The organism is Exiguobacterium artemiae (assembly GCF_033342815.1).
Lineage (GTDB): Bacteria > Bacillota > Bacilli > Exiguobacteriales > Exiguobacteriaceae > Exiguobacterium_A > Exiguobacterium_A artemiae_A.
Genome location: NZ_JAWPEN010000005.1, coordinates 84,217 through 108,504, shown reverse-complemented (window position 1 = coordinate 108,504; position 24,288 = coordinate 84,217). Strand labels below are relative to the sequence as shown.

Here is a 24,288-nt window from a genome sequence, read left to right as displayed (position 1 = left end):
AATTCCTCCCTTTACACGACTCGTTCCGACGTTTTTGTTTTTGTATCACTGATTTTGACTTTCGTGCTCGTTACCGGTAACTCCAGCAACGACTCGACGGCATGTTTCGCCCGTTCCTGAATATCCTTGCCGATCGTCGGCAACCCTTCCTGTCCGAAAACCGAACAGTCAACGGTCAAAGCGACTGTTTCTTTCTTCGAATGGATATCCGCATGGACACTTGGTGTCCGGACACCATTGATCCCACGAATCGACTCAAGTGCCGTCCGTTCGATGGTTTCTTTCGAAATCGTGATGTTGCCGTCTCCTGTCCGGATCAACAACCGTTGACCTTTCGAGCGACTGAGTAATCCGGTAAATAAGAGAATGACGAATACGAAAGCTAAAAATCCACCAATCGAGAGCACCGTGTAGCTGTACCATTGTTGATCCTGCCATTGTTCGAGCAACGGACTGAGTCGCGGTACGTCATAGACGCCGAGGACCAGTAAACCGACGCTGACTAACCCAAGCAGGCCGATGAGAACGAGTAAAAAACGATTGAACCCATTCATCTTCATCTCTCCTTTAGATAACGTTGTAAGATTCTTTCACATAAGACTTTCGCTAGCTGAAATATTATGTGTATGGTGTGTTTATTCCCGTTCACTAGACCTTAAAACATTTAAATGCACTTTTAATTAAAGTCCCATTATTCTGATAATTTAAAGGCAAATTCGCTAAAAACCAGTGTTTTATTTACTATATTTCATAAAAAAAGTCCCTTCCGTTAAAAAATAAAGGAAGGAACTTTCGTATTTCATGAAAAACGGTATTTACCATACGCTTCTTTCGTTGTCAATATCATTTTACCAGGACAGGAAAAGCGACGTTGCCGTCCCCTTTTTTCCACCAGGCATAGACATGATAGATATAAAGCCCTTTTTGGCTGGGAGCGGTAATCTGTTCATTCTTCAGCCGAATTGTTTTTTTCGTGTCCCCCTTCTGCCATTGTTCGGCCTTGATTCGCGTTGGGGAAGGACCATCATTAAATGCAACATCAATTTTCTCACCGGGTTTGACGATGGTTGGTGTTTGTTCCGCTGTCATGTCGAGTGGTATCGTCTCACTAAGGTCGATACACTTGCTGTTTAACAGGCTCTTCCAGCAGGACGAACCACTCGTCACAGCAATGTCCGTCCCGTTGACCGAAACATCCGGTTCCGGAGGGGTTCCGCGAAACGATTCGAGATATAACATCAATCCGACTACTAATAGAAGAACAAGCCAAAATCGTTTTTTCATGGTCGGGTTCCTTTCTTCCTTCGAACTGTCGGTCCGAGGTTTGCTTGTGTTGAAAAAAGGCTAATACTTTTAGGGTTGAGTTAAAAAATATACAGGAGGTTTTTTATATGGTCGAAAACAAAGTCGTCATCATTACAGGAGCATCAAGTGGTATTGGGGAAGCTACGGCTAAGTTACTGGCGAAACAGGGCGCGCAACTGGTTCTCGCAGCACGCCGGGAAGATCGTCTGAAAACCTTGCAACAGGAAATTGAACAGCTTGGCGGTAAAGCCGTTTATCAAGTAACAGACGTTACGGATTCAGCGCAAGTGGAGCAACTCGCAAAACTTGCCCAGGATACGTTTGGTTCGGTCGACGTCCTCGTCAACAACGCCGGTTTGATGCCGCTGTCGAAGCTGAATAAAAACAAGCAGGATGAGTGGAACACGATGGTTGACGTCAACATTAAAGGTGTCCTGTACGGAATCGGTGCCGTCCTGCCGTACATGCGTGAGCAAAAACGCGGACATATCATCAACATCTCATCCGTTGCCGGACACGATGTCATGCCGTCGAGTGCGGTCTACAGCGGGACGAAGTTTGCCGTCCGTGCGATTACGGAAGGCTTACGAAAAGAAGAATCGGTCGACAATAACATCCGGGCGACCATTATTTCACCGGGAGCAGTCGATACCGAGCTGAAAGATCACATCACGGATGAAGAAATCAAACAAGGTATCGGCAACTTAAAAGCGATGGACGCTGATGCGATTGCCCGGGCGATTGCCTACGCTGTCAACGAACCGGACGATGTGGCGGTCAATGAGATCCTGATCCGCCCGACGGCGCAACAATAAGAGAAAACGAACACCGCCTTAAAGCAGGCGGTGTTTTTTAACGGAGTAATCGTTCCGCGATCAACTGATAGGACCGGAGCCGCTTTTGCTGATCAAACGCGTTGTTGATCAATAAGAACTGATCGGTCTGGTAACGGTCGGACAATTCCTGCAATGCTTCGGCGACTTCGTCCGGTGTCCCGACGATCGTTCGCCGGCGGTCGTTTTGAATACGCCGTTGCTGTTCTTCGTTCCACTGTTTTGTCTCTGTCGTCGAAAATGACGGCACGATCGAATGACCGAGCCGGATGCCTTGAATCCAGGCGTCCTGTGTCCGGGCCAACGATTCCGCTTCTGCTGCCGTTTCGGCACAGATGACGAAGACACAGATGATGACGTTTGGTGTCCGTCCGTCGATCGGAACAAATTCGTCACGGTATGTCTGTAACGTTTCTTCCCATTTGTCGGGATTGATGAAATGACCGAATACGAGTCCGTGTCCGCGCTCAGCGGCCAGTGAGGCACTTCGCGGTGACAGGCCAAGCACGGATAACGGCAACTGTTCCTTGATCCGGGGTGTCGTCTTGACGATCCGGTACGGATGACGCGATGACAAGCGGTCGGTTAAAAAACCGTCCACCTCGTCCAGTAACCGCGGAAAGTCTGCTGCCGCGTTATCGGCGCCGTCCGTCAATGCCCGTCGTGTCCGTTCGCTGCCGCCCGGTGAATTGCCGATGCCGAGTTCAATCCGGTCCGGATAAAATGCGGCGAGGGTTGAAAATGTCTCGGCGATTTTGAGCGGATGATACTGGGGTAACAAAATGCCTCCAGACCCGAGTCTGATCCTGGAAGTCACTTCTCCCATCCGGGCAAGGAACAATTCCGGTGCCGCACTGAGCAGCCCGTTCGTATTATGATGTTCCGCAAACCAGTAGCGGTCATAGCCGAGACGTTCCGCCTCGACGACCAGTCGTTTTGTTGCTTCCATTGTCTGTTCGATCGTATCCTCTTCGTGAAGCGGAACTTGATCCAGGATTCCTAAGCGCATGACCTCGCCTCCTCTACAGATTCAGTGTACGCGGTCGATGCGGTGAATTCAAAAAGAAGGTGTCAGGTGCGGACCAGCCGTCGGTCTTCGATGACGAGACCGTCACGCATCTCGATTTTCCGGTTGGCCCGTTCGGCTAGAGCCGGATCATGGGTGACGAACAGAACACCGCACCCCTTCTCCTCGTTTAAACTGCGCAACAGGTTAAAGATGATTTCACCGGTTTCGGTATCGAGATTCCCGGTCGGTTCATCTGCGAGCAACCACTTCGGTTCATGGACAAGTGCCCGGGCGACGGCGACCCGTTGCTGTTGCCCACCGGACAGTTGTGACGGCAGCGAGCCGGCTTTATCGGCAAGTCCGACTTTTTCAAGCAAGGACATGGCCCGTTCTTTTTTGTCATAGGTCACTTTCCGTCCGAATAACGGCGCCATGACGTTTTCGAGTGCCGTCAGTGTCGGAATCAAATGGAACTGTTGAAAGATGAAGCCGACGTTCTCAAAACGGAAATCGGACAGTTCCTTGCTCTTGAGTTGATGAATCGCCTGATCCCCGTATGACAACGTGCCGCTTGTCGGACGATCGAGTGTCCCGATCAGGCTGAGCAACGTCGATTTGCCGGAGCCGGACGGACCGATGATGGAAATGAAATCGCCGGCATCCAGTGTCAGGTTGATATCGGATAACGCATGTGTCTCGATGCCGTCGCCTATAAACGACTTCCCGAGTTGTCGACAAATAAATGTATCTTGCATGAACATTCTCCTCCTCTTTATCAAAATCAGGCGAGAATACTCCCACTTCTAAACGTCTAGGGCGAAGCCCAAGTGAAAGTTGGAGATAAATCGCCTTCGGACAAGGCGTGTCTTGCGACACGTCAATTGTCCGACACTCTTGGTTTAAAAATAATCAAAATCAGGAATAAATTAACTGTCGCGTTCTTTGAAAACTGAAGATATCGGGTTGTGACAGGAAGCTCGTCTGTCACGTAAAATCTTCAACGTTCACCTTGCGGATGACCGAAGTAGCGAAAACCAAGCAGAGTAGGCATCCGCGCAAAAGAAACGGACAAGATAGACTTACAACCGTCGGGACGACGGGGTTAGCCTGATAAATTTTCGACCGATAGGTCGGATAACTCAGGAATCCTCCACCTCTTAACGAAGCGTAGGTGGAGGTAGTTCAAGTAGCTGTCTACCTGTTTCTCCTTTTTATTGGGAATTCCTGCAAAAAAGACCTTCTTTTTCAGAAGGTCTTTTTTTATTACGACATCGATGGACGATTCGCAGATGAATTTTTTTGGTACAGCCATTCATACGGCACGATATAAAACAGGCAGGCCAGTGTCGCAAATCGGACGATCCCGCTTAAGTTTTGCCGTGACTCGACAAATGTCTCCTGACCAAAATAATCATAAAAACCGACGAACAATAAAATCGTAAAGACACCGGCCGTCACATAAATCAAACAGCGTAAAGGAAATGGATACCGCCTTGTCAGGAAAAGTACCGGCAAGCCGACAGCGAATGTGAACAAGGTCGTCGCAAACGTACCGAACTGATACAAGAATTCATTTTCGATACTCGTCAGGAAGGCATAGGCCGTGAACAGCAAAAAGGATCCGATTGCACTGACGGCTGAATAACTGATCAGTCGCATCTTGACATTCCTCCTTTCAAAAGTGAAGGCGTTTTCATAAAACGACAGCCGACCATCATCTTGCCGGCACAAGACGGTGGAGGATATCCGCAAGCGTTTCGCTTCCGAGCTCTGCTTCAAGAGCCTGTTGAGCCCGGGTAAATGACTGGTTGAGTGTGGACTGGATGTCGCGGCCGACCGGACAGGCTGGATTCGGCTGCTCGTGCATGGAAAATAAGGTTTCTTTCGGTTCGACGGCCCGGTAAATCATCAGTAATGTGATGTCCTGCGGATCTTTTGTCAAAGTCGCCCCGCTTTTTCCGGCGACCGTCGACAGTAATCCGGCCTGGCGCAACGAGCCGATCAAGCGACGGATGACGACAGGATTGGTATTGACACTTCCGGCGATGTAGTCAGAAGACAAGGCTTGGTCCGGATGTGTCGCGATCAAGGCCAAGATGTGGACAGAAACCGCTAGTCGACTATTAATCATTTGTTTCACCACCAATGCATTTAGTGTAATGAGCATCCCGTTTAATGTCAATTGGCTTGACAATGATAAATTCTGTAACTAAAATAATTACATGTAAGGCTACATATAATCCTAAGGAGGCGTTTTGGATGAAGATTGCAATCATTGGAGCCAGTGGAAAAGCAGGACGGGTCATTTTAGAGGAATTGGCTGAACGGGGTCATGCGTTGACGGCAATCGTCCGGGATGCGGCGCGGACGCAACACGATACGGTGCTCGAGCGGAATGCGTTCGCACTGACGACGGAGGAATTGACGGATTTTGATGTCGTCATCAATGCGTTTGGAGCGTCAACGGGAAATGAACACCAACATGTTGATCTCGGCCGGCACTTGATTGATCAATTGCGTGGAACGTCGACACGACTGATTATCGTCGGCGGTGCAGGCAGCCTGTATGTCGACCAGGAACAGACACTCCGACTTGCTGATACACCGGACTTCCCGTCCGCTTACCTGCCGACGGCGAAAAACCAGGCGAAGAATCTCGAGGATTTACAACAGACCGTCGATCTCCACTGGACGTTTATCAGTCCGGCCGCATTTTTTGATCCGGAAGGACTACGGACCGGAAAGTATCAATTGGCGAAAGATGTTCTGACCGTCAATGCTGCGGGTGACAGTTACATCAGTTACGCCGACTATGCCGTTGCGTTAGCGGATGAAGTCGAGCATCACCGCCATGATAAAGAACGGATTTCTGTAGTATCCGTCTAATTTCATCCATCTGTGACGTTCCCGTCAGAAGGGAACGTCTTTTGTATCTCCGATCCGCGAATGACTCAACGGGACCCCCCTTCCTTTCTTCCAATCTGCTTTTCCCTTATACTTGAAGATGACTCAGTGAAAAGGACTCAATCAATCTTGCATCCGCGTCACTCCAATCGTTCATGAAAAATGGGATGACGTATTTTTTTCATGGCAACAGGCAATATGATTCGAGCGAGGAGAACATTATGAGAATTGGCTATATGCGACCATTTTTTGAAGATCCGACTTGTGAAAAACAGGTTGAGGTACTGAAGACATATGAAACAGATGAAATCAAAACAGAGGAACACGGGGCCTCGAAACGCCGGTACGTGCTCGATCAACTGTTGGAAGATCTGACGCCGGGTGATATCGTCCTGGTCTCGCATTTGTATGTGCTGGCAGATTCGACCCGTCATTTGATTGATGTATTAAACGAGCTTGATACGAAACAATCCTATCTTTTGTCCATCCGGGAAGGGATCGACACCCGGCAGCCGCTCGACCAATCCTTCCGGGACATCGTTCAGCATCTGGTCGCCCTGCAGAGCGACGTCGTCAGCATGGCGACCCGTGAAGGCTTGTCCAAAGCAAAGGAACTTGGCAAACAGACAGGACGTCCGCGAAAGCCGGATGAAAACGTCAAGCGGGCGATTGACATGTATCAAAGCAAACAGTACAGTCTGGCCGATATCCGGGAACAAACCGGAATCAGCAAAAGTACCCTTTACCGCTATTTAGAAAAATAACAGGCAGAAAGGCGGAAGAAACATGGACAAGGAGACGTTACAGGAAAACCTGCACCAACGCTGGCTCGATCATCCGGATCGGCATCCGGGAGTCCGGTGGGAGGAAATCGTGACACGGTTATCGCCGGAAATGCTCGAAGCGCTTGACTGGATGGAACAGACCGGCGGTGAACCGGATATCCTGTTGCTGCCGGACAGTCAGTTGCTTCTCGTCGATTGTGCACCAGAAAGTCCGGTCGGTCGCCGCAGTTTGTGTTATGACAATCTTGCGCTCGAAAAGCGGAAGAAAAATAAACCTGCCGGTAGTGCGGTCGCCAGCGCAACCGAACACGGCGTCCGGTTACTGACGGAAGAGCTCTACCGTCACTTGCAGACGGTCGGGGAATTTGATCTCAAGACGTCGAGCTGGATTGAAACTCCGGAAGCCATCCGGACGCAAGGTGGTGCTTTATATTGCGACCGGAGATACGGTCATGTTTTTCTCTATCACAACGGTGCCGATTCCTATTACGCCAATCGCGGATTTCGAACGTATCTCATGCTAGGAACGATTTAAAGAGGCTGACAAACTAATCTCTACAAAGTTAAGGATGACAGAATTGAAATCTGCCATCCTTATCGTGTTAAAAAAGAACCACTCTTTTCACACAACTCCTACAGGAAAAGCGCATTTTTGCGCTGTCAGAGACAAACAAGACCCGCTTTTCTGCCTGATTAAGGCAGGAAAACTGGCTTGTGTCTCGCCTGAGGAAAGGGCGTGAAAAAATGAGTGGTTCTTTTTTTGAGTCAGCACCTTTTGATTTTCTGTCATGGGATGATGACTAAGGACACGGTTCTTTTTGTCTCCGCCTCTTCGTGATGTGCGGATAAACCGTGATACTTTTCCAGTAAGGCAGCGAGCTCGGATTCAAACGTCCGAAATGTTTCATCGGGTAAATTGAGTTTTACAAGAGAAAATGTCGCCTGATCCGGGCTGTCAGTTAAAGAAAGCGTCTCCTGATAGTTCTTATAATTTTGCAAGATATACATAAAATAAAGCGAGACGAAATTGACTTTTTCGTCGTAAGTCGCAGAAGCCCAGTCCTCCTCTTTAATTTTATATCCGGAAGTATTCAAGGCATAAATTTTTTCCTCGACTTTTCCTGCACGCTGCACACCGATTACCTTCAACAAAGAATCTTGAAGCATCGCATTCACATGACGGTACAGCGTAGCTTGGGGAACATCATCGAGCCGTTTGTTCAGCTGCATGATGGACATTCCCTCATCCTGATCAATTAATTCCAGTGCGATTTTGAACCGGACCTGATTCTTAAACAAATCTAAATTCATTTCATCGCTCCCTTTCCTGGCACATTACATGTACCGTATTTCAAACAAAACACGTTCCGCTACATGAACATACCATATGTCCAGTGCAATTTTTATTAAAAGTAAAAACAGGTTGACTTATTAATTATCATTATCGATAATGATAATAGAAAGGAGTGACTGTATGAATACAGAGATAACGCCTTTACTTGAGATTGACTGGCTGCAATGGCTTCCCCTCCTCATCCCGATTTTCGCCTTACATGTATTGCTGATCGGAATCACCCTTTTTGACTGGTCGAACCGAAAAAAACAGATTGCTTTGCCGTATGTCTGGTTATTCGTCATTTTAAGTATGCAACTGATTGGCCCGATCCTGTACCTGATCGTCGGAAGGAGGAGCATCCGTCATGATTACCATTCATAATCTCCACAAAACGTTGAATAAACGAAAAATTCTCGACGGAATTGATTTTTCAATTCAGGAAAACGAATGCATCGGCTTGCTTGGACCCAATGGAGCAGGTAAAACAACGCTGATCAAATGCCTGATGGGAATTCTTTCATATGAATCAGGTGAGATTTCATTTCAGGATCAACCGATTGAACGTTATAAAAAGCAAATCGGTTACTTATCGCAATACACGGACTTCAAGCCCTGGATGACGTGCCGGGAATCTTTGCTCTTTTTCGGAAAATTATCCGGCATAAAAAAAGAGTTGCTGCAGAAGCGTATTTCAGAAACATTAAAAGAAGTCGGTCTTCAGGACAAACAAGATGTTCCGGTCGAACAGTTATCAGGCGGAATGAAACAACGCCTCGGAATTGCGCAAGCCATTCTGCATGAGCCGCAATTTTTAATTTTAGACGAACCTGTCGCCTCCCTCGATCCAATCGGGCGAAATGAAATCCGGAAACTGATCGATCGTCTGAAGCAACGGATGACGATTCTGTTGTCGACGCATATACTGCATGATATCCGGGAGATTTGTGACCGTTATATCATCATGAAAAACGGCCGGATCATCAAACACCTTTACCGGGAGGATCAAACGATTGATCTTCAACAGGTGCGCCTTCAGTTCAGGAATGCCGTATCAGTCAATCAGGTCCGACAATGCTTTCCATCCGTCACTGTAGAAAAACTATCCCCTGTCGCCTTTCTCATCACCGGAACACACACATTCGCTCTCAAACATGTCTTAACCGCCTGCTCTTTAAAACAGTTGGACGTGATATCCGTCGGGTTCCATGAAGTGGGACTGGAAGATATGTTTCTCGAACTGGCGGCAGATGTATGAGTCAGTTCGCGGCGCTCGTGCGGGTAGAACTGACAGAAGCAGCAAAGGAATATAAATACATCTGGTTGACGATTTTTTTTGTTCTCCTCGGTTTGACCCAACCGTTGATTAATCTGTATATGGACCTCATTCTGCAACAGATGGGCGGTTCAATCGGAGTCATCCTCGACCCGGACAAACCGGCTCCCACTGCAAACGAAGTATTTTTATCGACCATTTCCGGTCAATTCAATCAAATCGGACTGATTATCTTACTGATCAGCTTCATGGGACTGATTGCAACGGACCGTCAAAACGGGATGCAGGATTTTATTCTGACGCGCCCGGTTTCGATCCACTGTTATGTCTCCGCCAAACTGATTGCCCATTGGTTCATCAGCATGTTCAGTCTTGGATTCGGGATTCTGACCTCCTACGGCTGTACCGTGTATTTGTTCGGCGCGTTCCCGATGACAAAATTGATTTCTTTTTCGATTCCCTACAGTCTGTGGATTCTTTATCTGATCAGTCTGGTCATCGTCATCAGTATGTATGTAAAACATCAGGTGTTGATTGCTGTGTCTGCCATCGGAATCAGCTTTCTTCTCCTGTTCCTCAAGAACCTAGACCCTGTGTTTTCCGATTGGTTACCCTCGTCGATTTTAAACGTCGCGGAACATCAACTGATCAGATCATCCGCTATTTCTTATGTAAGTATCTGTTCGTGTCTCCTGTTTACTTTGTTCAATCTGATGTGGGCCAGTAAAAAATTGAAAAATTGAAAAATTGACGGTCTTTCATCTACCTTCTCAAGGTTACGAAAACACGGCACCTGCCAAAGCGGGTGCCGTGTTTAGGCTATTCAGGACTCTTTGAAATAAAAATGGGATTTTTTGTATATGGAAAACAGTTTCTTTGCTATACTTTACTGTGTCTGGTTTTACAAATCATTCCATCTTCAGATTAAGGAATAACTACATAAGGCAGGTGAACCCGTGTGCTGTGGGTCGGAATCATGATTGGAGTTGTATGTACGCTGCTTGGACGCTTCCTGTTCCAAAAAATGAAGCGGTCGTCTTCCGTCCAGCCAACGATCGTGACATTCGGAAAACATTCGAAAGATATCATGTACATTTTTGAAGTAAGACCGGTCTACCGGTTCCGTTATATCAGTCCGGCCCTCGATGAACATATCGGTGCCGGGACGGTCGAGGCGAGTTATGCCGACCCGTCAGATTGTTTCGACCGGATTCATCCGGATGATGTCGAGATTCTGATGTCGAAAATCTCCGGCAACTGTAACTATGACGAGCCGTTTCCGCAACGCTGGCGGACGAACGACGGAATCTACATCTGGTTTGAGGAATATACGACACCGATTTATGAAAACGGCGAAATCGTTGCCGTCCAGGGTGTCATCCGGAATATGGATGCCGCGAGAGCACGTCAGCAGGAACTCGAGCAACTGTGCGAACGTGATGCCTTGACGGGACTGTACAATCGGCATGCGTTTGATGGGCTGGTTTCGAAGTTGCAAGACGGTCCATTTCTTCCTCTGGGTTTGATAACCCTTGACCTCAATGACTTAAAACAAGTGAACGATCGGTTCGGACATGTGGCGGGAGACGCTCTGCTCGAACAGACAGCTCTTTGTCTAAGCCGGTTCAGCCAAGAAGCCTTTCGTCTCGGCGGGGACGAATTCGTCGTCGTCTGTCAAAATGAGACCGAACAAACTGTGCTCGATTTAATTGCAGCATTGCGATGCGATTTTAACCGTCATGAGTTGTCGGTTTCACTTGGTTTTGCTTACCGAACAGCGACGACAGACATCCTGGACTTGTTACGAAAGGCCGATCAAATGATGTATCAAGAAAAGCAGCTGTCGAAAACGTTGGTATGAGTCAGGTGACGTCGAGTTTGGTTACAGCTGAGATGACAAGATCCGGACGATCAAGATGAATCGCGTGTCCTGCACCCGTTGCTGTGATGAAGACAGCTTGTTTCGTTAATGTTGCCTGTCGTAAGACTAACCGGTGCCATGTCTCTTCGACTTGCCGCAACTCATCTTCCGGTAAGCCGTCGTTGATACCATCCTGGATGGAAAGTTCCGGGTCCCGACCGAGTACAATCAAGGGAACGTCCGGAAACGGGCCGGAGCGGATCCGCGCCGCATCCGTTTTCCAGTGTTCCACTTCAGAATCCATCATCGCATACAGATCTGGTTCGGTCTGAAAGTCGACTAGAGCGTCCTGGACTGCTTGGGGTAATCGCTGCTGAGCCTCGGTCAGGACCGGCTGCACCAATCGCTTGAGTTGTTCTTTTGTTTTGATTGCGTAGTCCCGACATAACGCTTGCCAGGCGGCATCCGATGATACCGCATCGAGAACCGGCGTATCGAGCGCATCAAGTTCATGTAAATCGACGGATGTGGAATCAACCAGTACCAGGCCTCTGATGCATTCCGGGAACAGTTTCGTAAATTCCTGAGCAATCAATCCCCCGTAGGAATGACCAATCAGTAGAATCGGTTCATCAACGTTTGATTCGCTTAACAGCGTCTGCAGTTGTTTTATTGCATGACGTGTCCGGTGAATACCGTCCCCTTCTTTCCAGGAATGGCGTTGGAAACTGAGAATCCTGTGGGCGGGTCGAAGTGACTGGATGACTTCATACCATTCTTCATAGGAACAGCCCATTCCAGTTAAAATGACGACCGGTGTTCCGGCTGATTTCGTGTCGAACCATTGTTTTGGATAGACTGATGGAGCATTGAAATGCATGTTGAACCTCCTTTTGTGGACAGGACTTGTAGTATAGAAACAATTGAATTATTCTTGTTCGCGTAATTTTATTTTAGTTAATATTACGGTAATTGAAATATTTAATATGTACAGGAGTTGTTTTCTGATGCCGATTCAAGCCCTCTTATTTGATCTCGATGGCACGTTGCTCGATCGCGAGATGTCTTTAGTGCGTTTTATCGCCGATCAACATCTCCGCTTGATCGCTCCGATCTCGGACTGTCCGGCTGATGCTTACCAGACCCTGTTCATCGAATGGGATCAACGTGGTCTCGTTTGGAAAGACCTCGTCTATCAGCAACTCGTCGCTCACTTTCAGCTGAACGTTTCCCCGGAAGTGCTGCTCGACGATTACTTGACCGGGTTCGCCAAGACGAGTGTCCTGTTCCCGGGAACGATTCCCTTGCTCGAGTCGCTGTCGCCCTCTTACCGCCTTGGTCTGATTACGAACGGGCGGAGCGATCTGCAACGGTCCGTCATCGAAACGCACGGTTTACAGGACTTTTTTGATCCGATTTTAATTTCGGAAGAAGTTGGTCTTTCCAAGCCAAATCCAACGTTGTTTTTACGTCCCGTTCAGGACTGGGAACTTAAACCGGAACACGTTCTTTTTATCGGCGACCATCCGTTGCATGACGTCGCCGGGGCTAAAGCTGTCGGGATGCCGGCACTTCTGAAATCGACCACGCCCGTTGACGGCACCTTACACGACTGGTCGCAGCTCTCCACTTTCATTACACGACTCAATCAGGAAAGCAGGTTTTATCGATGAAATCAGACTATCAGATCCGCCCCTATCAGGAACAGGACTTCCCCGCGATTCAGCGCTTAAATGCAGCGGAAGGCTGGAACCAGCTTGTCCGTCTGCATGACCGGACAAAACTCGCTTGGCAACATTCCAATGCGGCGCTTGTCGTCGAACATACGGGTGAGATCGTCGGGTATGTCCGCGGAATGACCGACACGCAAGTGACATTATACATTTGCGAATTACTGATTGATGCCGAATTCCGTGGCCAAGGTCTCGCACAACAGCTTTTTGCCCGTCTGCATGAGGCATATCCGACGACGCGGATCGAGGTCCTCGCGTCGAGCAGTTCGGAAAGTTTTTACCGCGGTCAGGCGTTCCGCCCGTTTTACGGATTCCGGAAATCCTTCGAATAAACGGTTCATTTCATGTCGTTCCAAACGGTCTCAAAAGCCGTTCCCTGCACGTCAAAATAAGCATGGAGCGGTTCATACAACACATATCCGCCTTCCAGCAGCTGAAACTGGTTCGTGACCCCGTCGGTCATCGTCACGTCGACAATCCGGACCTGCTGATTGTTCGGTCTTTCCGCAGGCAGTTCAGCGTCTGAAAGCGGCGCGGCTGCACTCAGACCGGTCAACAGGTCCGTCCAGGCTGCGGAAGGAACAAGCGGCTTTTTCTGCTCTGTCTCCCGCGTCCGTTCAGTTTGATAGCTGATTTGCGTGATGCCTTGATCGAGGCGGAGATTTTGGAAATAGTTCGGTTCGTAGGTCGTTCCGTCCAGAATCCGGATCATTGGCTTGCCCTCTTCCTGACCGATTGCGAGCAACCGGACTGTCGGAGCATAGCCGTCCAGTTCGTAAATCGTATAGTCTGCCAGGTTCGAGGCAAAGGAATCGTTTAACCGTGCCGGTTCATTTTCTTCCGTCAACGTGTTTTCAGACATGCCCAACTTCCGTCCGCGCAACTGTTGTGCCGCTGCTTCGGAGACCGTCGTCCCGGTCTCGGTATAGATCATCCCTTGATAAACAAGTCCCGGGATCATCGAAGCGGTCGTTTGCCCGGTCGGCGGATGTATCCACGACTCAATCCGGTCGACTTGCATCCATCCAATCAACAGACCGGCTTCCAAAATCAGTTGCGGTAACCGGTGTTTCCGTTTTGTCCGGCGGATTCCCTGCTCCATCCGTTTATGGACGCTGTCCGGTACGGGAAGTTCTTCTAACGCTGACTCCAGTTGCTGTTTCATCCGGACTCTCCTCCTTTTAGTTGTTGCCGCTGTAATTTTTGAATTGCCCGGTACAACGTACTTTTGACGGTGCTGACCGGAATGTCGAGCAGGTCGGCGATTTCCTGAAGCGAATAGTCGGCTTGATAGCGTAACGTCACTAATGAACGTTCCTTGACGTCGAGCCGATCGAGTAAGTCAGCCAGAAATAGTTGGTCCACGACAACGTGTTCAAACGAAGCGGTATGCGGTTCGTTCAAATGCGCTATTCCGTCGTTCGTCCAGACGAGCGTTTGATGTTTCTTGAGCTGATCGAGTGCCGCATTGATCGTGATCCGCGTCAGCCACGTTTTAAAATACATGATTTCTTTTAGCGACTTGCGATACTTCCAGGCCCGAAAAGCAACTTCCTGCACGTTTTCGAGTGCTTCCTGTTCCTGCTTCAAATATAGAAATGACATCCGATAGATGTAATGTTCTTCGGCATATAACGCCGCAAGGAACGTTTCATCCGTCCAACTTCCGGCACGCTTTTTTCGGAACACGGGACTTCCCTCCTTTCTTCTCTCTTCATTAGACTGAGCATACACCGTTTTAGTTTCAAAAATCTGTAAAAAATAAGATGTGAGGTGAATGCATGAACTTTTATACCGCCAGCAGCTTTCGCAATATCAAAGATGTCTGTTTCATTAATGATCAATTGATCCGGCAGGGTCATCAGCTGACATACGACTGGACAAGAGCAGAGCGGGTCGAAACAGCGGCAGAACTGAACCGGATCGGACAACTGGAACTCGACGCCGTACAGGCAAGTGACTGTTTGATTTTGGTTTTGCCTGCCGGTAAAGGCAGTCACGTCGAACTTGGGATTGCGCTCGCGAAACAACTCCCCGTGTTCCTCTGTATGACGGACGCGACCGGTTGGACCGGTCCGGAAGCAAGTACGTTTTATCATGTAGGTGATGTGACACCGTGTGTCGGCACCGGTGACGACTGGGTCCGGACAATCCTTGACGCGATGAAGGAACGGGCTGTCCGATGAAACGGATTGTCCTGTTGACTATCGGAAAGACGCATGCCGGAAAATCTACTTTTGCCAATCGTTTGGCACAATCGAGTCCGTCTTTTCTCGTCATCGATCAAGATGTGCACGCGCGGTTTTTAAACAACCAGTATGCGAAGCTGTTACCGCTGAACGGACCAAATACACTGAAGCACCAAGTGACGGACACCATCATTAAACATGCCCGGCTTCAGTACGACGGGCACCTGGTGGTTTGTAATGCCAATCTGACCCGAGAAGGACGAAGCCGCTTTTTTAATCAGTTTCCACGTGAACAGTTTCGGAGGATTCTCGTTCACTTTGATATTGCGGAAGAAGTCCTGTTGACACGTGCTACCGCCTCGACGAAAGACGGGACGGAAATCCGCGGATCTGAAGAGTACCGTCAGATTCTGTCCCGTCAACGATTGGAACGACCTGAGCCGGATGAGGCCGACCTCCTACTCCGGATTCGGACAAAGGCCGAGATGGATGATCTGCTTATGGAAAAGGAGTGGCTGACTAAATAAATAATTCAAACAGGAAAGTCCGGCTCAATTTGTTGTTTAGCCGGACTTTCCTGTTCGTCAATTAAAAGCTGTCCGTTCTTGTTTCTTCATCTCCTTTTTAAATAGACAAAATTTTCAAATAATATTACACTTATTTTACCTTAATTTGTAAAAGGAGTGATTCGGTGGATATTTTTGTGGAAGACGTTTCGCATACGTTTAGTCAGGCAGGGTTACAGAGTGAGGTTCTGCAAGAATTAAACTGTCAGTTTTCCGCTGCTGAAATTACAGCACTTGTCGGTCCGTCCGGCTCTGGCAAATCAACGTTTTTAAGCCTGATCGGTTCACTCGACCGGCCGACGGAAGGTCAGATTACATACGACGGACAGGACATTACGAAATGGAAGAACCGGCAACTGTCAAAATTCCGGGCGCAGGAAATCGGTTTTGTTTTTCAGCAGTTTCATCTGTTGCCGGCGTTGACGGTCAAAGAGAATCTGCTCGTCCCCCTGCTGAAACAAAAAACCGACTTCAACAAAGAAGAGCGGATTGCGGAGATCCTCGAGAAAGTCGGACTGACGGCAAAACAGCATGCCTTGCCGGCACAATTATCCGGCGGGCAGCAACAACGGGTCGCGATTGCCCGGGCCCTGATCAATCGTCCGCGCTGGATTCTCGCCGACGAACCGACCGGTAACCTTGACTCTGTCAACGGCGAGATGATTTTCCAACTGTTGCTTGATCTTCATCAGGAAGAAGAGTGCGGCATTTTGTTCGTGACACATGACTTGGCACTGGCTGAACGGGCGGACCGGATTTTATTTATGCAGGACGGCCGGATTGTTGAAGACCGGCGGAAACAGACCACCCACAGTGTATAAAGACCTTGTATGCAAAGGAGGTGAAAATCATCACAACACTGCGCTTCAGACTGATCGGTTTCACGTTGGGTTCATGTGTCCTCTTTTTTCTACTATCATTTGCGGTGCAATCGGCTTTTCAGACAGTACGTCAGGCGGATTTTTCCGAACAGGAAACAATCGTTGAACGGGGGTGCGGAAAGGACACGCTGTCCAACTTGCTTTTTTCCAAATACAACTGCGGCGAAGGCATTGTGACGGAAGATTCCGAAGGGGAAGCGCTCGGCGGATCAACCGGAAAAACGGAAAAAATCGAGGGCGCGTCACGCGGCAAAGTAAACACGGCTGAATCGGTCTCTTTCCTAAAGACAACCAAAGAGGCCGCCCGTTCCAAATCACCTTGGTGGTTGGCAGGTCTGTTGCTGATCGGAGTTTTTCTCTATCACCACTTTAACAAGCGGCGGTTCCGGATTCTTCCGCTCACCGAGACTTCGATCAACAACAGAAAGATTGCCTCACTCCAACTCTTATCCGTTCATCCGACGGATAAACCCAAGAAATCCGTCCCGCCGCAGGAATCGGTCCGGCTGCTTCTGTTCGACTTCAATCAGCAGTTGCCGAACCTGTTGCAACGACGGGATTACGAGTCCGTTACGGAATGGACCGAACGGATTAATCTGTCGACGCCGCTTGCCCCCTATCTGATCACCCGCTACGCAACGGAAGCGGAGCGCAAGGAACTTGATGCAGACGAACTTCATCATTTTCAGCAGGATTTAACAACATATTTGCGACAGCAATCTTCCGATTACTAAACAAAGGAGAATCCCTTATGCTACGTTTCGTATTGAATCACTGGCGCCGGCAACGGTTTAAATTCATCCTGACGCTTGTCGGTGCGCTCATTATCAGTGCCGGACTCAGTCTGATGTTCAACCTGACCGACTCGAGTCAAGGCACGGTCGAACAGACGTTACAGAAAAAATGGTCATCCGCTTACGATATCGTCGTCCGGCCGAAAGGCAGTCAAATGTCGACCGAATCAAGTGACCTGCTCGAACCCAACTATTTAAACGGTATCAATGGCGGGATTTCCTTAAAACAATACGAAACCATCAAACAGATGAAGGAAATCGATATCGCCGCACCGATTGCTGTCATGGGCTACGCCAACACATTTGTCATGTTCAAGAAAGCCATGACGTTTCCAAAGGAGCCCGGTATTTACCGCTTCAAGAGAACAACTTACACCGAGACAGGACTCGGTAAAGAACAGCAATTCGAAGACCTCATTCATATTGCTCAAGGAACAAAGATCCAGTTACCTGAAAAGGTCCCCTTCTCGACCTCACCGGTGGAAAGCTTCCGGGATGTCTCTGCTGGTAATCCGGTTCTGATCGTCGCTGTCGATCCGAAAGAGGAAGCCCGACTAGTCGGGCTCGATCAAAGCGTCAGTTCCAAAAATAATTCCCGGTATTTTTCACAACTGGATCAACATGAGTCACCTCGTGGGGCTGACGACAACATCATTCCGGTTCTTGTCAATCCGCATTCCTTTAATAAAGGGACATATGAATTTACGATTGAAAAGCTGGATGCCCCGTATCAAACCAAGCAGGATCAGGAAAAGCTGGTCCAAGAATTGGCCCAGAAACAGCCGGGCGGAGAGCGTGTAAATTCTATTCTTGAGACCTATCCGGCCAAATTGACCCAACGTCTTGAGATGCCTTCTTCTAAAGTCGAAGAAACATATCTTAAAACATTGTCGGAAGGGACAAACCTCCAGACGTTTGTTGCAGAAGATGCTCCAGGTGCCCAGTTGCTGTATAAATCAGGTCCGCTTCAGTTCGAGGAAACCCAAAGTCCATATCCGACGCGCTGGAAAAATGCTTTTGAAGTCAGCACCTCTGCGATTCATTTAAAGAACTGGTACTTTCCGGAGTCGACGCATCCTTCAAAAGGATATCGGTCACTTGTCTCGACCGGAAAAAAAGTTAAAAATCCGAGCGAGATGGAAATTCCGTTTAAGTATCCTTACCTCACCTTTAAAGTCGTCGGTCTCTATGATCCGAACAAAATTAAAGTATCAAAAGATCCGCTCAATGAACTGCCGATGGAAACCTACCGTCCGTCCTCTGCAGATCTTGTCCTTGACGCAAAAGGCAATCCTGTCAATCCTTCAAAGTCAATCGACACGTCCGGTAATCCGGTTGGTTTACTGACGAACTCGCCAAACATCCTAACAACGCTGGACAGTGCGTTTGCCGTCAACGGAAAACAGGCCATCTCGTCGATTCGGCTCAAAATCAAAGGCGCAACGACCGTCAGTGAAGAATCGGAACAATTGCTGCAAGACGTCAAGACACAAATCGAACAGGAAACCGGACTGCTGGCAACAATCACCAAGGGTTCGTCCCCGCAACCCGTCGTGACGAAAGTCGTCGATAACGGCAAGACACTCGGCTGGATTGAACAGCCGTGGGTCCATATCGGTGCCGCGATGACGATCTTCCGCGAAACGAGTGTCGGCTTCTCCGGTGTCATCTTCGCGATGCTCGCTGTTGCCATCGTCTATGTCCTCGCGACAAGTTATGTCTCGATGCTCGCCCGGCGGAAGGAATTTGCCGTCTTGCTGGCACTCGGTTGGCGGACAAAGGACTTGTACCGGATCGTCCTGATCGAGGCGGCACTGCTTGCCGGATTTGTCTCCCTCGTCGCTTTGATCGTCGAAAGCATTTTCTCATATGTCCGAAGTGAGGCGATGAACGGTTGGAGTCTGCTCTGGATCACACTGTTCAGTCTCGTGATTTACTTTGCCGGTGCCGCCTGGTCTGCCTTTACGATCCGGAAAATCTCGCCGTACGAAGCGATCAAGACGGGTGAATATGCCTCCTCGTCGCACGTTAAACTCGGTCTCCGGTCGACCTGGACACTGGCACTGAAAGAAATCTTCGGCAAATGGAAACGCAATGCGCTGTCGATTCTGTCGATCGCTTTACCGACCGCCCTATTGACGTTCTTCCTGTTCGTGACGTTCCACCTGCAAGGTGTCCTGTATACATCATGGCTCGGTCAGTTCGTTGCCTTACAGGTCGGTCCGATGCATTACGTGACGATGGGCGTTGCGATTACGATTGCGATTCTGACGACCGGGGAAATCATGTGGCAGAACGTCACTGAACGCCGGGCGTCGCTCGCCATCCTCAAAGCCGTCGGTTGGACGAACGGTTCCGTCCGTCAGTTGATTGTCTTGGAAGGGATGCTGATCGGATTTGTTGCCGGAATCGTCGGCCTGACCATCTCCTACATCACGATTTATGTCTTGTATGATCTCGTCCCGTGGGATGAGCCGCTTTTGATTGCTGTCTCCCTGCTTCTGCCGGTATTGTTCGGAACGATTGCTTCCCTGTTGCCGGCGCAAATCGCGGCCCGTGTCAATCCGTATCAGGAGCTGAAGGACGCCGGTTGACTTTAAAGTGAATCCCCTGAGGATGGACTCGCTGTACAGGAACTCGTGCTACACTGATTTCACATCAATTCCGTACAGAGAGGATGTTCGACATGGGAAATTGGCAATCGTGGCTTGAACTGTACAGCTACTGGGGTGTCCTGCTCGCTTTACTGGCCCATTTCATTCCGACTGAACTGATCATGGGCTATGCCGGTTATTTGGTGGCCTCGAATCAGATGTCGTTTCTGTTGATGTTTGCAGCCGGTTTAGTCGGATTTTATGTTTCCCAATCCATTCTGTACGGTCTCGCCTATTACGGCGGCGAACGGGTCCTGTCCTTCTTAACGCGGTTGCTTCATGTCAATCCGGTTCGGATGCAGCTGGTCGAAGCGAACCTTCGGACGTACGGCGGCTGGTATCTGTTGCTTTCGCCGATCTGGAAGACTTTATTCGGTTTGATGGCGGGAACGTTACGGATTCGTTTTTCAACGTTCACCCTCTCGACATTACTTTCCTTCACCGTCTGGTCGTTGTTTTTCATGACGAGCGGTTATCTGTTACAGGAGCGATGGACGCTTGTCGCGACATTTGCAGTGCGTCACCTCAGCTGGATCATCATCGCCAGCTTCCTCCTTTTTTTACTCGTGCGAACGGTCATCAAAAGACGAAATCTGAAAAAAGATCAACTGGAAGATTGACTTCATTTACCACTCTCTGAGGATATTTCCAAAAAAATATTGATACACTTAGCTAAATTCGATTGTCAGAGGAGGACGTTTTGATGTTAGGTGGAATTCCGCTTCATCCGTTACTTGTGCACATGCCGATTGGTCTTTTGCTGTTCGCGACCCTGTTGCTTCTCGGCAGCTTAAAGTGGACGCAACTAAAACCCTTTTCGCTGATTACGTTAGTTGCCGGGTTATTGTCCGGTATTGCCGCGTACCTAACAGGAGACGGCGCAGAGGAATTTGCTGAAAGTCAGTTGAACGTGGCACGGGATGCCATTCATACGCATGAAGACTTCGCCTTGTACAGTCTGTTGACGTTTGGTTTATCGCTCGTCCTGCTTTTGTTGCACTATCGCTCAAAAAAACAAGCGTTGCTGATTGCCAGTCTGCTCGTCGCTCTGATTGGAAGCGGACTTCTCGCTTACGCCGGACATCTCGGCGGACAGATGGTATATGTAAAATAAGACAAGCCAAGCTGATTCTGTTCTCGTTTTGAGAATGTAATCAGCTTGGCTTTTTGAATACCCAATAATTTTGGCCGATGAAATTCAGAACGGTATACAGGATCATTCCGACAAGAATCGCTCCCGTTCCGCCAAATGACGGAAGAAAGAAATCGATTACGTACAAACTGAGCCGATAGGCAATCAGGTAGCTCAGGAGTACGACCATCAAAAAACGCAGCCAGTCGTTTTTTAAGCTGGTCTTCGCTGAAAACGTAAACCGGCGATTCAGCAGATAACTGACTACGATTCCGCATCCGTTTCCGAGTGCCGTCGCGAACCAGTATCCTGTTCGAAATCCGTGATACAGCAAAAGCGTCACACCAAGTCCAATCAGCGTGTTGACGAGACCGACCAATAAGAAACGCAGGATTTTACCGGTCATTTTAACGTCTCCTCGACCGTGTAGGAGGGCCGCCGTTTGACTTCGTTAAAAATTTTACCGACATATTCGCCGATCAATCCGATTCCGAACAGCTGTATGCCGCCAATGAACCAGATCGATAGCATCAAGGACGCCCAGCCGCTCATCGTCTCTCCTTCCGCAAACCGGTACAACGTATATCCGACAAAACCGATGGACACGAGAACCATGAACAACGACAGGAAAAACAGCAGTTTGATCGGTCGGACGCTGAATGAAGTCACGCCGTCCCACGCTAATCCAAGCATCTTCCGGAGCGGATATTTTGATTCGCCGGCCGGGCGCTCCACCCGGGCATATGGTACTTCCTCTGTCCGAAAACCGAGCGTCGGAACAAGTCCGCGCAGATACAGATTCCGTTCCGGATAACTGGCCAATGCTGCAACTGCCCGCCGGCTCATCAACCGGTAGTCGGCATGATTGTAAACCGTTTCGACTCCAAGCATTTTTTCAACCCGGTAAAACCACTGGGCGGACGTCCGTTTAAACCAGCTGTCACTTGTCCGGTCGATCCGGACCCCATAGACGATATCCGCTCCGTCCCGGAATCGTTGCAGGAAAGATTGAATGATTCCGAGATCGTCCTGCAAATCGGCATCAACCGAGACGAGACAGTCTGCTCCTTCATAGGCTTCCATCAATCCGGCGTGAAGTGCGTGCTGGTGCCCGACATTATGTGCCAGTTTGATTCCCCGAAACCGCTGATCCAACTGATGAATCTGTTCAATTTGCCGCCACGTATCATCCCGACTGCCATCATCAATGAAAAAAACAAATGATCGTTCGGACAGTTGCCCCGTCGAAATCCATTCTGACAATCGTTCCTGAAAGGCTTCAATCGTCAGCGGCAACACTTCCGACTCGTTGTAACAAGGAATGACGATACCGAGAACCGGTGCTTCCGACATGGAATAACCTCCTTAAGGCGCGACACGATACAAGTAAATGATCCAGGCTGATTGCTTGTCACGAAACATTTTCTCAAATTTCAGACCAAGCGATGGGGCATTTTCAATCGGGACTGCCGACAACAAATAATCTCCGCCCATTCGTTTCAGCTGAACGGTATTGATATCCAACTGACGGACGGGCTGTTGATTCGTCTTCGTATAGTCATAGTTTTTTCCCAGTTCCGCGGAATAGATATAGACCCGATTCCCCCAGTCGTCAAAGTAGTGCTTCAGCTCGGGACTTTTATTCAGCTCCCCTTTAATGATCGTTCTGAATTTCTGTTTATAGGTCAGCGGGTAAAAGTTGACGTATCCGTCCAGTGTCCGAAAGCCGTTATACTGTGCGATTGCCGGGTGCAAGCCTAACGAAACGACCTGATACGTGTCGATCGGCTTTCCGATGTACGACTGAATCTGCGAAAACTGTTGGACCGCATAAAATTCACTGAAACTCGGCTGGTTCCGGTAAATGATTTCCGGATTCCAAATCAACAGGACGACTGCCTGTAACAGGACTGCGACAAGAACCAAACGTTGACGGGAACGCCGCCATAACCAATCCAGTGCCAATGCGAACAGGATATACCAGAGCATCGGTTCGATAAAATGAAATCGGGCAAAATTAAACGTCTGCATCACGTGAATCCGTTCTTTCAACGGTTGCCATCCCGTGTAAAACCAACCGGCGTACCACAACGATAATCCGGCAAGTAACACCAGGCCTTGTTTCAACCAACGGACAGTCGGATCTTTTCGGTGAACGGCGGCGATTAAGACACTAAGAATCAACACCAGGAGGACCGGCGTCTGTGCCGCCTCGGCATGCGTATGACCCAACACAAATTGTTTGAAAAACAGGCGGATCGTCCGCCAGAATCCGTTATGACCGATATCAAACTGGTCGCGGCTTGTCACGTCACTTTCCCATAACATCGAATAGACCAACCGGTATTCAATCAGAAGGTAGAGCAGGACCTGTGCTGCATATGCCGACCAAAATAAAGCGTGGAACGATTTGTGACGCCATTCCCTGTACAAACCGAACAGGACTAATAAAGCCAAGAAAAATACGATCCCGAGAACGAAGCTCGAGTAAAACGGGACAAGCACCAGTGTGACGATACTCGGTCCGATCCGTCTTTTCTGCCACAGGTTTAAGTAAGCCCATAACAATAGCGGCATCCCAAGCGTACTGAGCATCCCGGACGGCCAAACCGGTGTCCAGGCGAACAAAACCGACACAAGCACGATGACGTGGCGCGGTAGTTGAAGCTTCAGTTGATCCCGTAACAGAAAATATAAGCCTAGGAAGGCAAAGATTCGGATTAAGGTCTGACTGATGACATAGGCCGTGTAAGGGGTGAACCATTCATACAGCCACACGATCCCTGTCCATTCACTGACGAAGGCATTTCGTGAGACATTCCCTCCGACCAGATTCGGCACAGTGTCCTGTAAGCCGGCATGAACGCTTCCTGACTCGACTAAATTTTTATACCAGACGACATTGGAATCCAAATTGTCATGGATTCGAATGTGTGCCTGTTCACCGAACCAGATGAGCGGCAACAAATAGCAGAGGACCAAGACCAGTCCTGCGCCAACCCCAACCAGCTCCTGTCGCTTCATGTAACATAC

30 protein-coding genes are annotated in these 24,288 nt (G+C 48.9%); 17 read left to right on the top strand and 13 right to left on the bottom strand.

The genetic code is table 11. The features are described from left to right. Positions 1-11: 11 nt before the first annotated feature. Positions 12-554, bottom strand: coding sequence for an alkaline shock response membrane anchor protein AmaP (amaP, locus tag R7V76_RS07265; RefSeq protein ID WP_012370438.1), 543 nt, complete (start codon positions 552-554; stop codon positions 12-14). 289 nt (positions 555-843) lie between these two features. After that, a complete protein-coding gene (locus tag R7V76_RS07260; RefSeq protein ID WP_318091808.1) occupies positions 844-1,284 on the bottom strand; it encodes a hypothetical protein in 441 nt (146 codons plus the stop codon). A 107-nt stretch (positions 1,285-1,391) separates the two neighbouring features. Here R7V76_RS07260 and R7V76_RS07255 point away from each other — a divergent pair, with 107 nt between their 5' ends. After that, the gene (locus R7V76_RS07255; RefSeq protein ID WP_318091807.1) at positions 1,392-2,120 is read left to right on the top strand and encodes an SDR family oxidoreductase; all 729 of its coding nucleotides are present in this window, start codon (positions 1,392-1,394) and stop codon (positions 2,118-2,120) included. A gap of 37 nt (positions 2,121-2,157) precedes the next feature. Here the strand turns inward: R7V76_RS07255 and R7V76_RS07250 are convergent, their stop codons facing one another. The 4 genes from R7V76_RS07250 to R7V76_RS07235 all read right to left on the bottom strand — a co-directional run bounded on the left by R7V76_RS07250 (position 2,158) and on the right by R7V76_RS07235 (position 5,278). Next, positions 2,158-3,147, bottom strand: coding sequence for an LLM class flavin-dependent oxidoreductase (locus R7V76_RS07250; protein ID WP_318091806.1), 990 nt, complete (start codon positions 3,145-3,147; stop codon positions 2,158-2,160). Positions 3,148-3,209: 62 nt separating this feature from the next. Next, positions 3,210-3,902, bottom strand: coding sequence for an ABC transporter ATP-binding protein (locus R7V76_RS07245; RefSeq protein WP_318091805.1), 693 nt, complete (start codon positions 3,900-3,902; stop codon positions 3,210-3,212). Positions 3,903-4,410: 508 nt separating this feature from the next. Then, positions 4,411-4,806, bottom strand: a complete 396-nt coding sequence (locus tag R7V76_RS07240) for a hypothetical protein (RefSeq protein WP_318091804.1) — start codon at positions 4,804-4,806, stop codon at positions 4,411-4,413. Positions 4,807-4,861: 55 nt separating this feature from the next. Beyond that, a complete protein-coding gene (locus R7V76_RS07235; RefSeq protein ID WP_318091803.1) occupies positions 4,862-5,278 on the bottom strand; it encodes an Rrf2 family transcriptional regulator in 417 nt (138 codons plus the stop codon). 128 nt (positions 5,279-5,406) lie between these two features. Between R7V76_RS07235 and R7V76_RS07230 the strand changes: the two genes are divergently transcribed. The 3 genes from R7V76_RS07230 (at position 5,407) to R7V76_RS07220 (ending at position 7,371) form a co-directional block, all read left to right on the top strand. Further along, complete coding sequence (locus tag R7V76_RS07230) at positions 5,407-6,033, top strand: NAD(P)-dependent oxidoreductase (RefSeq protein WP_318091802.1); 627 nt, start codon at positions 5,407-5,409, stop codon at positions 6,031-6,033. Between the two features lie 239 nt (positions 6,034-6,272). After that, positions 6,273-6,815 (top strand): recombinase family protein, encoded by a 543-nt coding sequence (locus R7V76_RS07225; protein ID WP_318091801.1) that lies wholly within the window; start codon positions 6,273-6,275, stop codon positions 6,813-6,815. Between the two features lie 22 nt (positions 6,816-6,837). Then, on the top strand, positions 6,838-7,371 hold the full coding sequence (locus tag R7V76_RS07220; protein WP_318091800.1) for a DUF4256 domain-containing protein: 534 nt from the start codon (positions 6,838-6,840) through the stop codon (positions 7,369-7,371). Between the two features lie 251 nt (positions 7,372-7,622). Here R7V76_RS07220 and R7V76_RS07215 read toward each other — a convergent pair whose 3' ends face one another. Next, the gene (locus R7V76_RS07215) at positions 7,623-8,147 is read right to left on the bottom strand and encodes a transcriptional regulator (RefSeq protein ID WP_318091799.1); all 525 of its coding nucleotides are present in this window, start codon (positions 8,145-8,147) and stop codon (positions 7,623-7,625) included. A gap of 163 nt (positions 8,148-8,310) precedes the next feature. Between R7V76_RS07215 and R7V76_RS07210 the strand changes: the two genes are divergently transcribed. The 4 genes from R7V76_RS07210 (at position 8,311) to R7V76_RS07195 (ending at position 11,306) form a co-directional block, all read left to right on the top strand. Further along, positions 8,311-8,553 carry a PLDc N-terminal domain-containing protein gene (locus R7V76_RS07210; RefSeq protein ID WP_318091798.1) on the top strand — a complete coding sequence of 81 codons (243 nt, stop codon included), beginning with the start codon at positions 8,311-8,313 and terminating at the stop codon, positions 8,551-8,553. Continuing rightward, positions 8,537-9,427, top strand: a complete 891-nt coding sequence (locus R7V76_RS07205; protein ID WP_318091797.1) for an ABC transporter ATP-binding protein — start codon at positions 8,537-8,539, stop codon at positions 9,425-9,427. Before R7V76_RS07210 ends, R7V76_RS07205 begins: the two co-directional genes overlap by 17 nt. Continuing rightward, positions 9,424-10,188, top strand: a complete 765-nt coding sequence (locus R7V76_RS07200) for an ABC transporter permease (protein ID WP_318091796.1) — start codon at positions 9,424-9,426, stop codon at positions 10,186-10,188. Before R7V76_RS07205 ends, R7V76_RS07200 begins: the two co-directional genes overlap by 4 nt. Before the next feature lie 233 nt (positions 10,189-10,421). After that, complete coding sequence (locus R7V76_RS07195) at positions 10,422-11,306, top strand: sensor domain-containing diguanylate cyclase (RefSeq protein WP_318091795.1); 885 nt, start codon at positions 10,422-10,424, stop codon at positions 11,304-11,306. A 1-nt stretch (position 11,307) separates the two neighbouring features. Here R7V76_RS07195 and R7V76_RS07190 read toward each other — a convergent pair whose 3' ends face one another. Further along, positions 11,308-12,186: an alpha/beta fold hydrolase gene (locus R7V76_RS07190; protein WP_318091794.1), complete on the bottom strand. Its 879-nt coding sequence runs from the start codon at positions 12,184-12,186 to the stop codon at positions 11,308-11,310. A gap of 127 nt (positions 12,187-12,313) precedes the next feature. On the opposite strand from R7V76_RS07190, the gene R7V76_RS07185 reads away from it, so the two are divergent. After that, a complete protein-coding gene (locus R7V76_RS07185; protein WP_318091793.1) occupies positions 12,314-12,979 on the top strand; it encodes an HAD family hydrolase in 666 nt (221 codons plus the stop codon). After that, complete coding sequence (locus tag R7V76_RS07180; RefSeq protein ID WP_318091792.1) at positions 12,976-13,371, top strand: GNAT family N-acetyltransferase; 396 nt, start codon at positions 12,976-12,978, stop codon at positions 13,369-13,371. Before R7V76_RS07185 ends, R7V76_RS07180 begins: the two co-directional genes overlap by 4 nt. Before the next feature lie 5 nt (positions 13,372-13,376). On the opposite strand, the gene R7V76_RS07175 is transcribed toward R7V76_RS07180, so the two are convergent. Both R7V76_RS07175 and R7V76_RS07170 read right to left on the bottom strand, forming a co-directional pair. Further along, positions 13,377-14,204: a hypothetical protein gene (locus R7V76_RS07175; protein WP_318091791.1), complete on the bottom strand. Its 828-nt coding sequence runs from the start codon at positions 14,202-14,204 to the stop codon at positions 13,377-13,379. After that, entirely contained in the window at positions 14,201-14,728 is a 528-nt protein-coding gene (locus tag R7V76_RS07170) for an RNA polymerase sigma factor (protein WP_318091790.1), read from the bottom strand. Before R7V76_RS07170 ends, R7V76_RS07175 begins: the two co-directional genes overlap by 4 nt. 92 nt (positions 14,729-14,820) lie before the next feature. On the opposite strand from R7V76_RS07170, the gene R7V76_RS07165 reads away from it, so the two are divergent. From R7V76_RS07165 to R7V76_RS07135, 7 genes are all read left to right on the top strand, one after another. Next, entirely contained in the window at positions 14,821-15,225 is a 405-nt protein-coding gene (locus R7V76_RS07165; RefSeq protein WP_131503779.1) for a group-specific protein, read from the top strand. Beyond that, positions 15,222-15,755 carry an AAA family ATPase gene (locus tag R7V76_RS07160; RefSeq protein ID WP_318091789.1) on the top strand — a complete coding sequence of 178 codons (534 nt, stop codon included), beginning with the start codon at positions 15,222-15,224 and terminating at the stop codon, positions 15,753-15,755. The genes R7V76_RS07165 and R7V76_RS07160 overlap by 4 nt, the downstream gene beginning before the upstream one ends. 164 nt (positions 15,756-15,919) lie before the next feature. Next, positions 15,920-16,615 carry an ABC transporter ATP-binding protein gene (locus tag R7V76_RS07155; RefSeq protein ID WP_318091788.1) on the top strand — a complete coding sequence of 232 codons (696 nt, stop codon included), beginning with the start codon at positions 15,920-15,922 and terminating at the stop codon, positions 16,613-16,615. A gap of 104 nt (positions 16,616-16,719) precedes the next feature. Next, positions 16,720-17,409, top strand: coding sequence for a BatA domain-containing protein (locus tag R7V76_RS07150; RefSeq protein ID WP_318091787.1), 690 nt, complete (start codon positions 16,720-16,722; stop codon positions 17,407-17,409). A gap of 17 nt (positions 17,410-17,426) precedes the next feature. Beyond that, entirely contained in the window at positions 17,427-20,063 is a 2,637-nt protein-coding gene (locus R7V76_RS07145) for an ABC transporter permease (RefSeq protein WP_318091786.1), read from the top strand. Positions 20,064-20,155: 92 nt separating this feature from the next. Further along, complete coding sequence (locus tag R7V76_RS07140; RefSeq protein ID WP_318091785.1) at positions 20,156-20,743, top strand: DedA family protein; 588 nt, start codon at positions 20,156-20,158, stop codon at positions 20,741-20,743. Between the two features lie 83 nt (positions 20,744-20,826). Continuing rightward, complete coding sequence (locus R7V76_RS07135; protein WP_318091784.1) at positions 20,827-21,237, top strand: DUF2231 domain-containing protein; 411 nt, start codon at positions 20,827-20,829, stop codon at positions 21,235-21,237. Positions 21,238-21,277: 40 nt separating this feature from the next. Here the strand turns inward: R7V76_RS07135 and R7V76_RS07130 are convergent, their stop codons facing one another. From R7V76_RS07130 to R7V76_RS07120, 3 genes are read right to left on the bottom strand one after another with little or no spacing between them, the layout of a single operon-like run. Next, positions 21,278-21,661: a GtrA family protein gene (locus tag R7V76_RS07130; RefSeq protein ID WP_318091783.1), complete on the bottom strand. Its 384-nt coding sequence runs from the start codon at positions 21,659-21,661 to the stop codon at positions 21,278-21,280. Continuing rightward, positions 21,658-22,608 (bottom strand): glycosyltransferase family 2 protein, encoded by a 951-nt coding sequence (locus tag R7V76_RS07125; protein WP_318091782.1) that lies wholly within the window; start codon positions 22,606-22,608, stop codon positions 21,658-21,660. The genes R7V76_RS07130 and R7V76_RS07125 overlap by 4 nt, the downstream gene beginning before the upstream one ends. Positions 22,609-22,620: 12 nt before the next feature. Next, positions 22,621-24,279 (bottom strand): DUF6044 family protein, encoded by a 1,659-nt coding sequence (locus R7V76_RS07120; RefSeq protein ID WP_318091781.1) that lies wholly within the window; start codon positions 24,277-24,279, stop codon positions 22,621-22,623. Positions 24,280-24,288: the final 9 nt, after the last annotated feature.

Bases quoted from the DNA above. Each gene is read 5' to 3' on its own strand.
- amaP (WP_012370438.1), bottom strand. From the start codon at position 554: ATGAATGGGTTCAATCGTTTTTTACTCGTTCTCATCGGCCTGCTTGGG.
- R7V76_RS07260 (WP_318091808.1), bottom strand. From the start codon at position 1,284: ATGAAAAAACGATTTTGGCTTGTTCTTCTATTAGTAGTCGGATTGATG.
- R7V76_RS07255 (WP_318091807.1), top strand. From the start codon at position 1,392: ATGGTCGAAAACAAAGTCGTCATCATTACAGGAGCATCAAGTGGTATT.
- R7V76_RS07250 (WP_318091806.1), bottom strand. From the start codon at position 3,147: ATGCGCTTAGGAATCCTGGATCAAGTTCCGCTTCACGAAGAGGATACG.
- R7V76_RS07245 (WP_318091805.1), bottom strand. From the start codon at position 3,902: ATGCAAGATACATTTATTTGTCGACAACTCGGGAAGTCGTTTATAGGC.
- R7V76_RS07240 (WP_318091804.1), bottom strand. From the start codon at position 4,806: ATGCGACTGATCAGTTATTCAGCCGTCAGTGCAATCGGATCCTTTTTG.
- R7V76_RS07235 (WP_318091803.1), bottom strand. From the start codon at position 5,278: ATGATTAATAGTCGACTAGCGGTTTCTGTCCACATCTTGGCCTTGATC.
- R7V76_RS07230 (WP_318091802.1), top strand. From the start codon at position 5,407: ATGAAGATTGCAATCATTGGAGCCAGTGGAAAAGCAGGACGGGTCATT.
- R7V76_RS07225 (WP_318091801.1), top strand. From the start codon at position 6,273: ATGAGAATTGGCTATATGCGACCATTTTTTGAAGATCCGACTTGTGAA.
- R7V76_RS07220 (WP_318091800.1), top strand. From the start codon at position 6,838: ATGGACAAGGAGACGTTACAGGAAAACCTGCACCAACGCTGGCTCGAT.
- R7V76_RS07215 (WP_318091799.1), bottom strand. From the start codon at position 8,147: ATGAATTTAGATTTGTTTAAGAATCAGGTCCGGTTCAAAATCGCACTG.
- R7V76_RS07210 (WP_318091798.1), top strand. From the start codon at position 8,311: ATGAATACAGAGATAACGCCTTTACTTGAGATTGACTGGCTGCAATGG.
- R7V76_RS07205 (WP_318091797.1), top strand. From the start codon at position 8,537: ATGATTACCATTCATAATCTCCACAAAACGTTGAATAAACGAAAAATT.
- R7V76_RS07200 (WP_318091796.1), top strand. From the start codon at position 9,424: ATGAGTCAGTTCGCGGCGCTCGTGCGGGTAGAACTGACAGAAGCAGCA.
- R7V76_RS07195 (WP_318091795.1), top strand. From the start codon at position 10,422: ATGATTGGAGTTGTATGTACGCTGCTTGGACGCTTCCTGTTCCAAAAA.
- R7V76_RS07190 (WP_318091794.1), bottom strand. From the start codon at position 12,186: ATGCATTTCAATGCTCCATCAGTCTATCCAAAACAATGGTTCGACACG.
- R7V76_RS07185 (WP_318091793.1), top strand. From the start codon at position 12,314: ATGCCGATTCAAGCCCTCTTATTTGATCTCGATGGCACGTTGCTCGAT.
- R7V76_RS07180 (WP_318091792.1), top strand. From the start codon at position 12,976: ATGAAATCAGACTATCAGATCCGCCCCTATCAGGAACAGGACTTCCCC.
- R7V76_RS07175 (WP_318091791.1), bottom strand. From the start codon at position 14,204: ATGAAACAGCAACTGGAGTCAGCGTTAGAAGAACTTCCCGTACCGGAC.
- R7V76_RS07165 (WP_131503779.1), top strand. From the start codon at position 14,821: ATGAACTTTTATACCGCCAGCAGCTTTCGCAATATCAAAGATGTCTGT.
- R7V76_RS07160 (WP_318091789.1), top strand. From the start codon at position 15,222: ATGAAACGGATTGTCCTGTTGACTATCGGAAAGACGCATGCCGGAAAA.
- R7V76_RS07145 (WP_318091786.1), top strand. From the start codon at position 17,427: ATGCTACGTTTCGTATTGAATCACTGGCGCCGGCAACGGTTTAAATTC.
- R7V76_RS07140 (WP_318091785.1), top strand. From the start codon at position 20,156: ATGGGAAATTGGCAATCGTGGCTTGAACTGTACAGCTACTGGGGTGTC.
- R7V76_RS07135 (WP_318091784.1), top strand. From the start codon at position 20,827: ATGTTAGGTGGAATTCCGCTTCATCCGTTACTTGTGCACATGCCGATT.
- R7V76_RS07130 (WP_318091783.1), bottom strand. From the start codon at position 21,661: ATGACCGGTAAAATCCTGCGTTTCTTATTGGTCGGTCTCGTCAACACG.
- R7V76_RS07125 (WP_318091782.1), bottom strand. From the start codon at position 22,608: ATGTCGGAAGCACCGGTTCTCGGTATCGTCATTCCTTGTTACAACGAG.
- R7V76_RS07120 (WP_318091781.1), bottom strand. From the start codon at position 24,279: ATGAAGCGACAGGAGCTGGTTGGGGTTGGCGCAGGACTGGTCTTGGTC.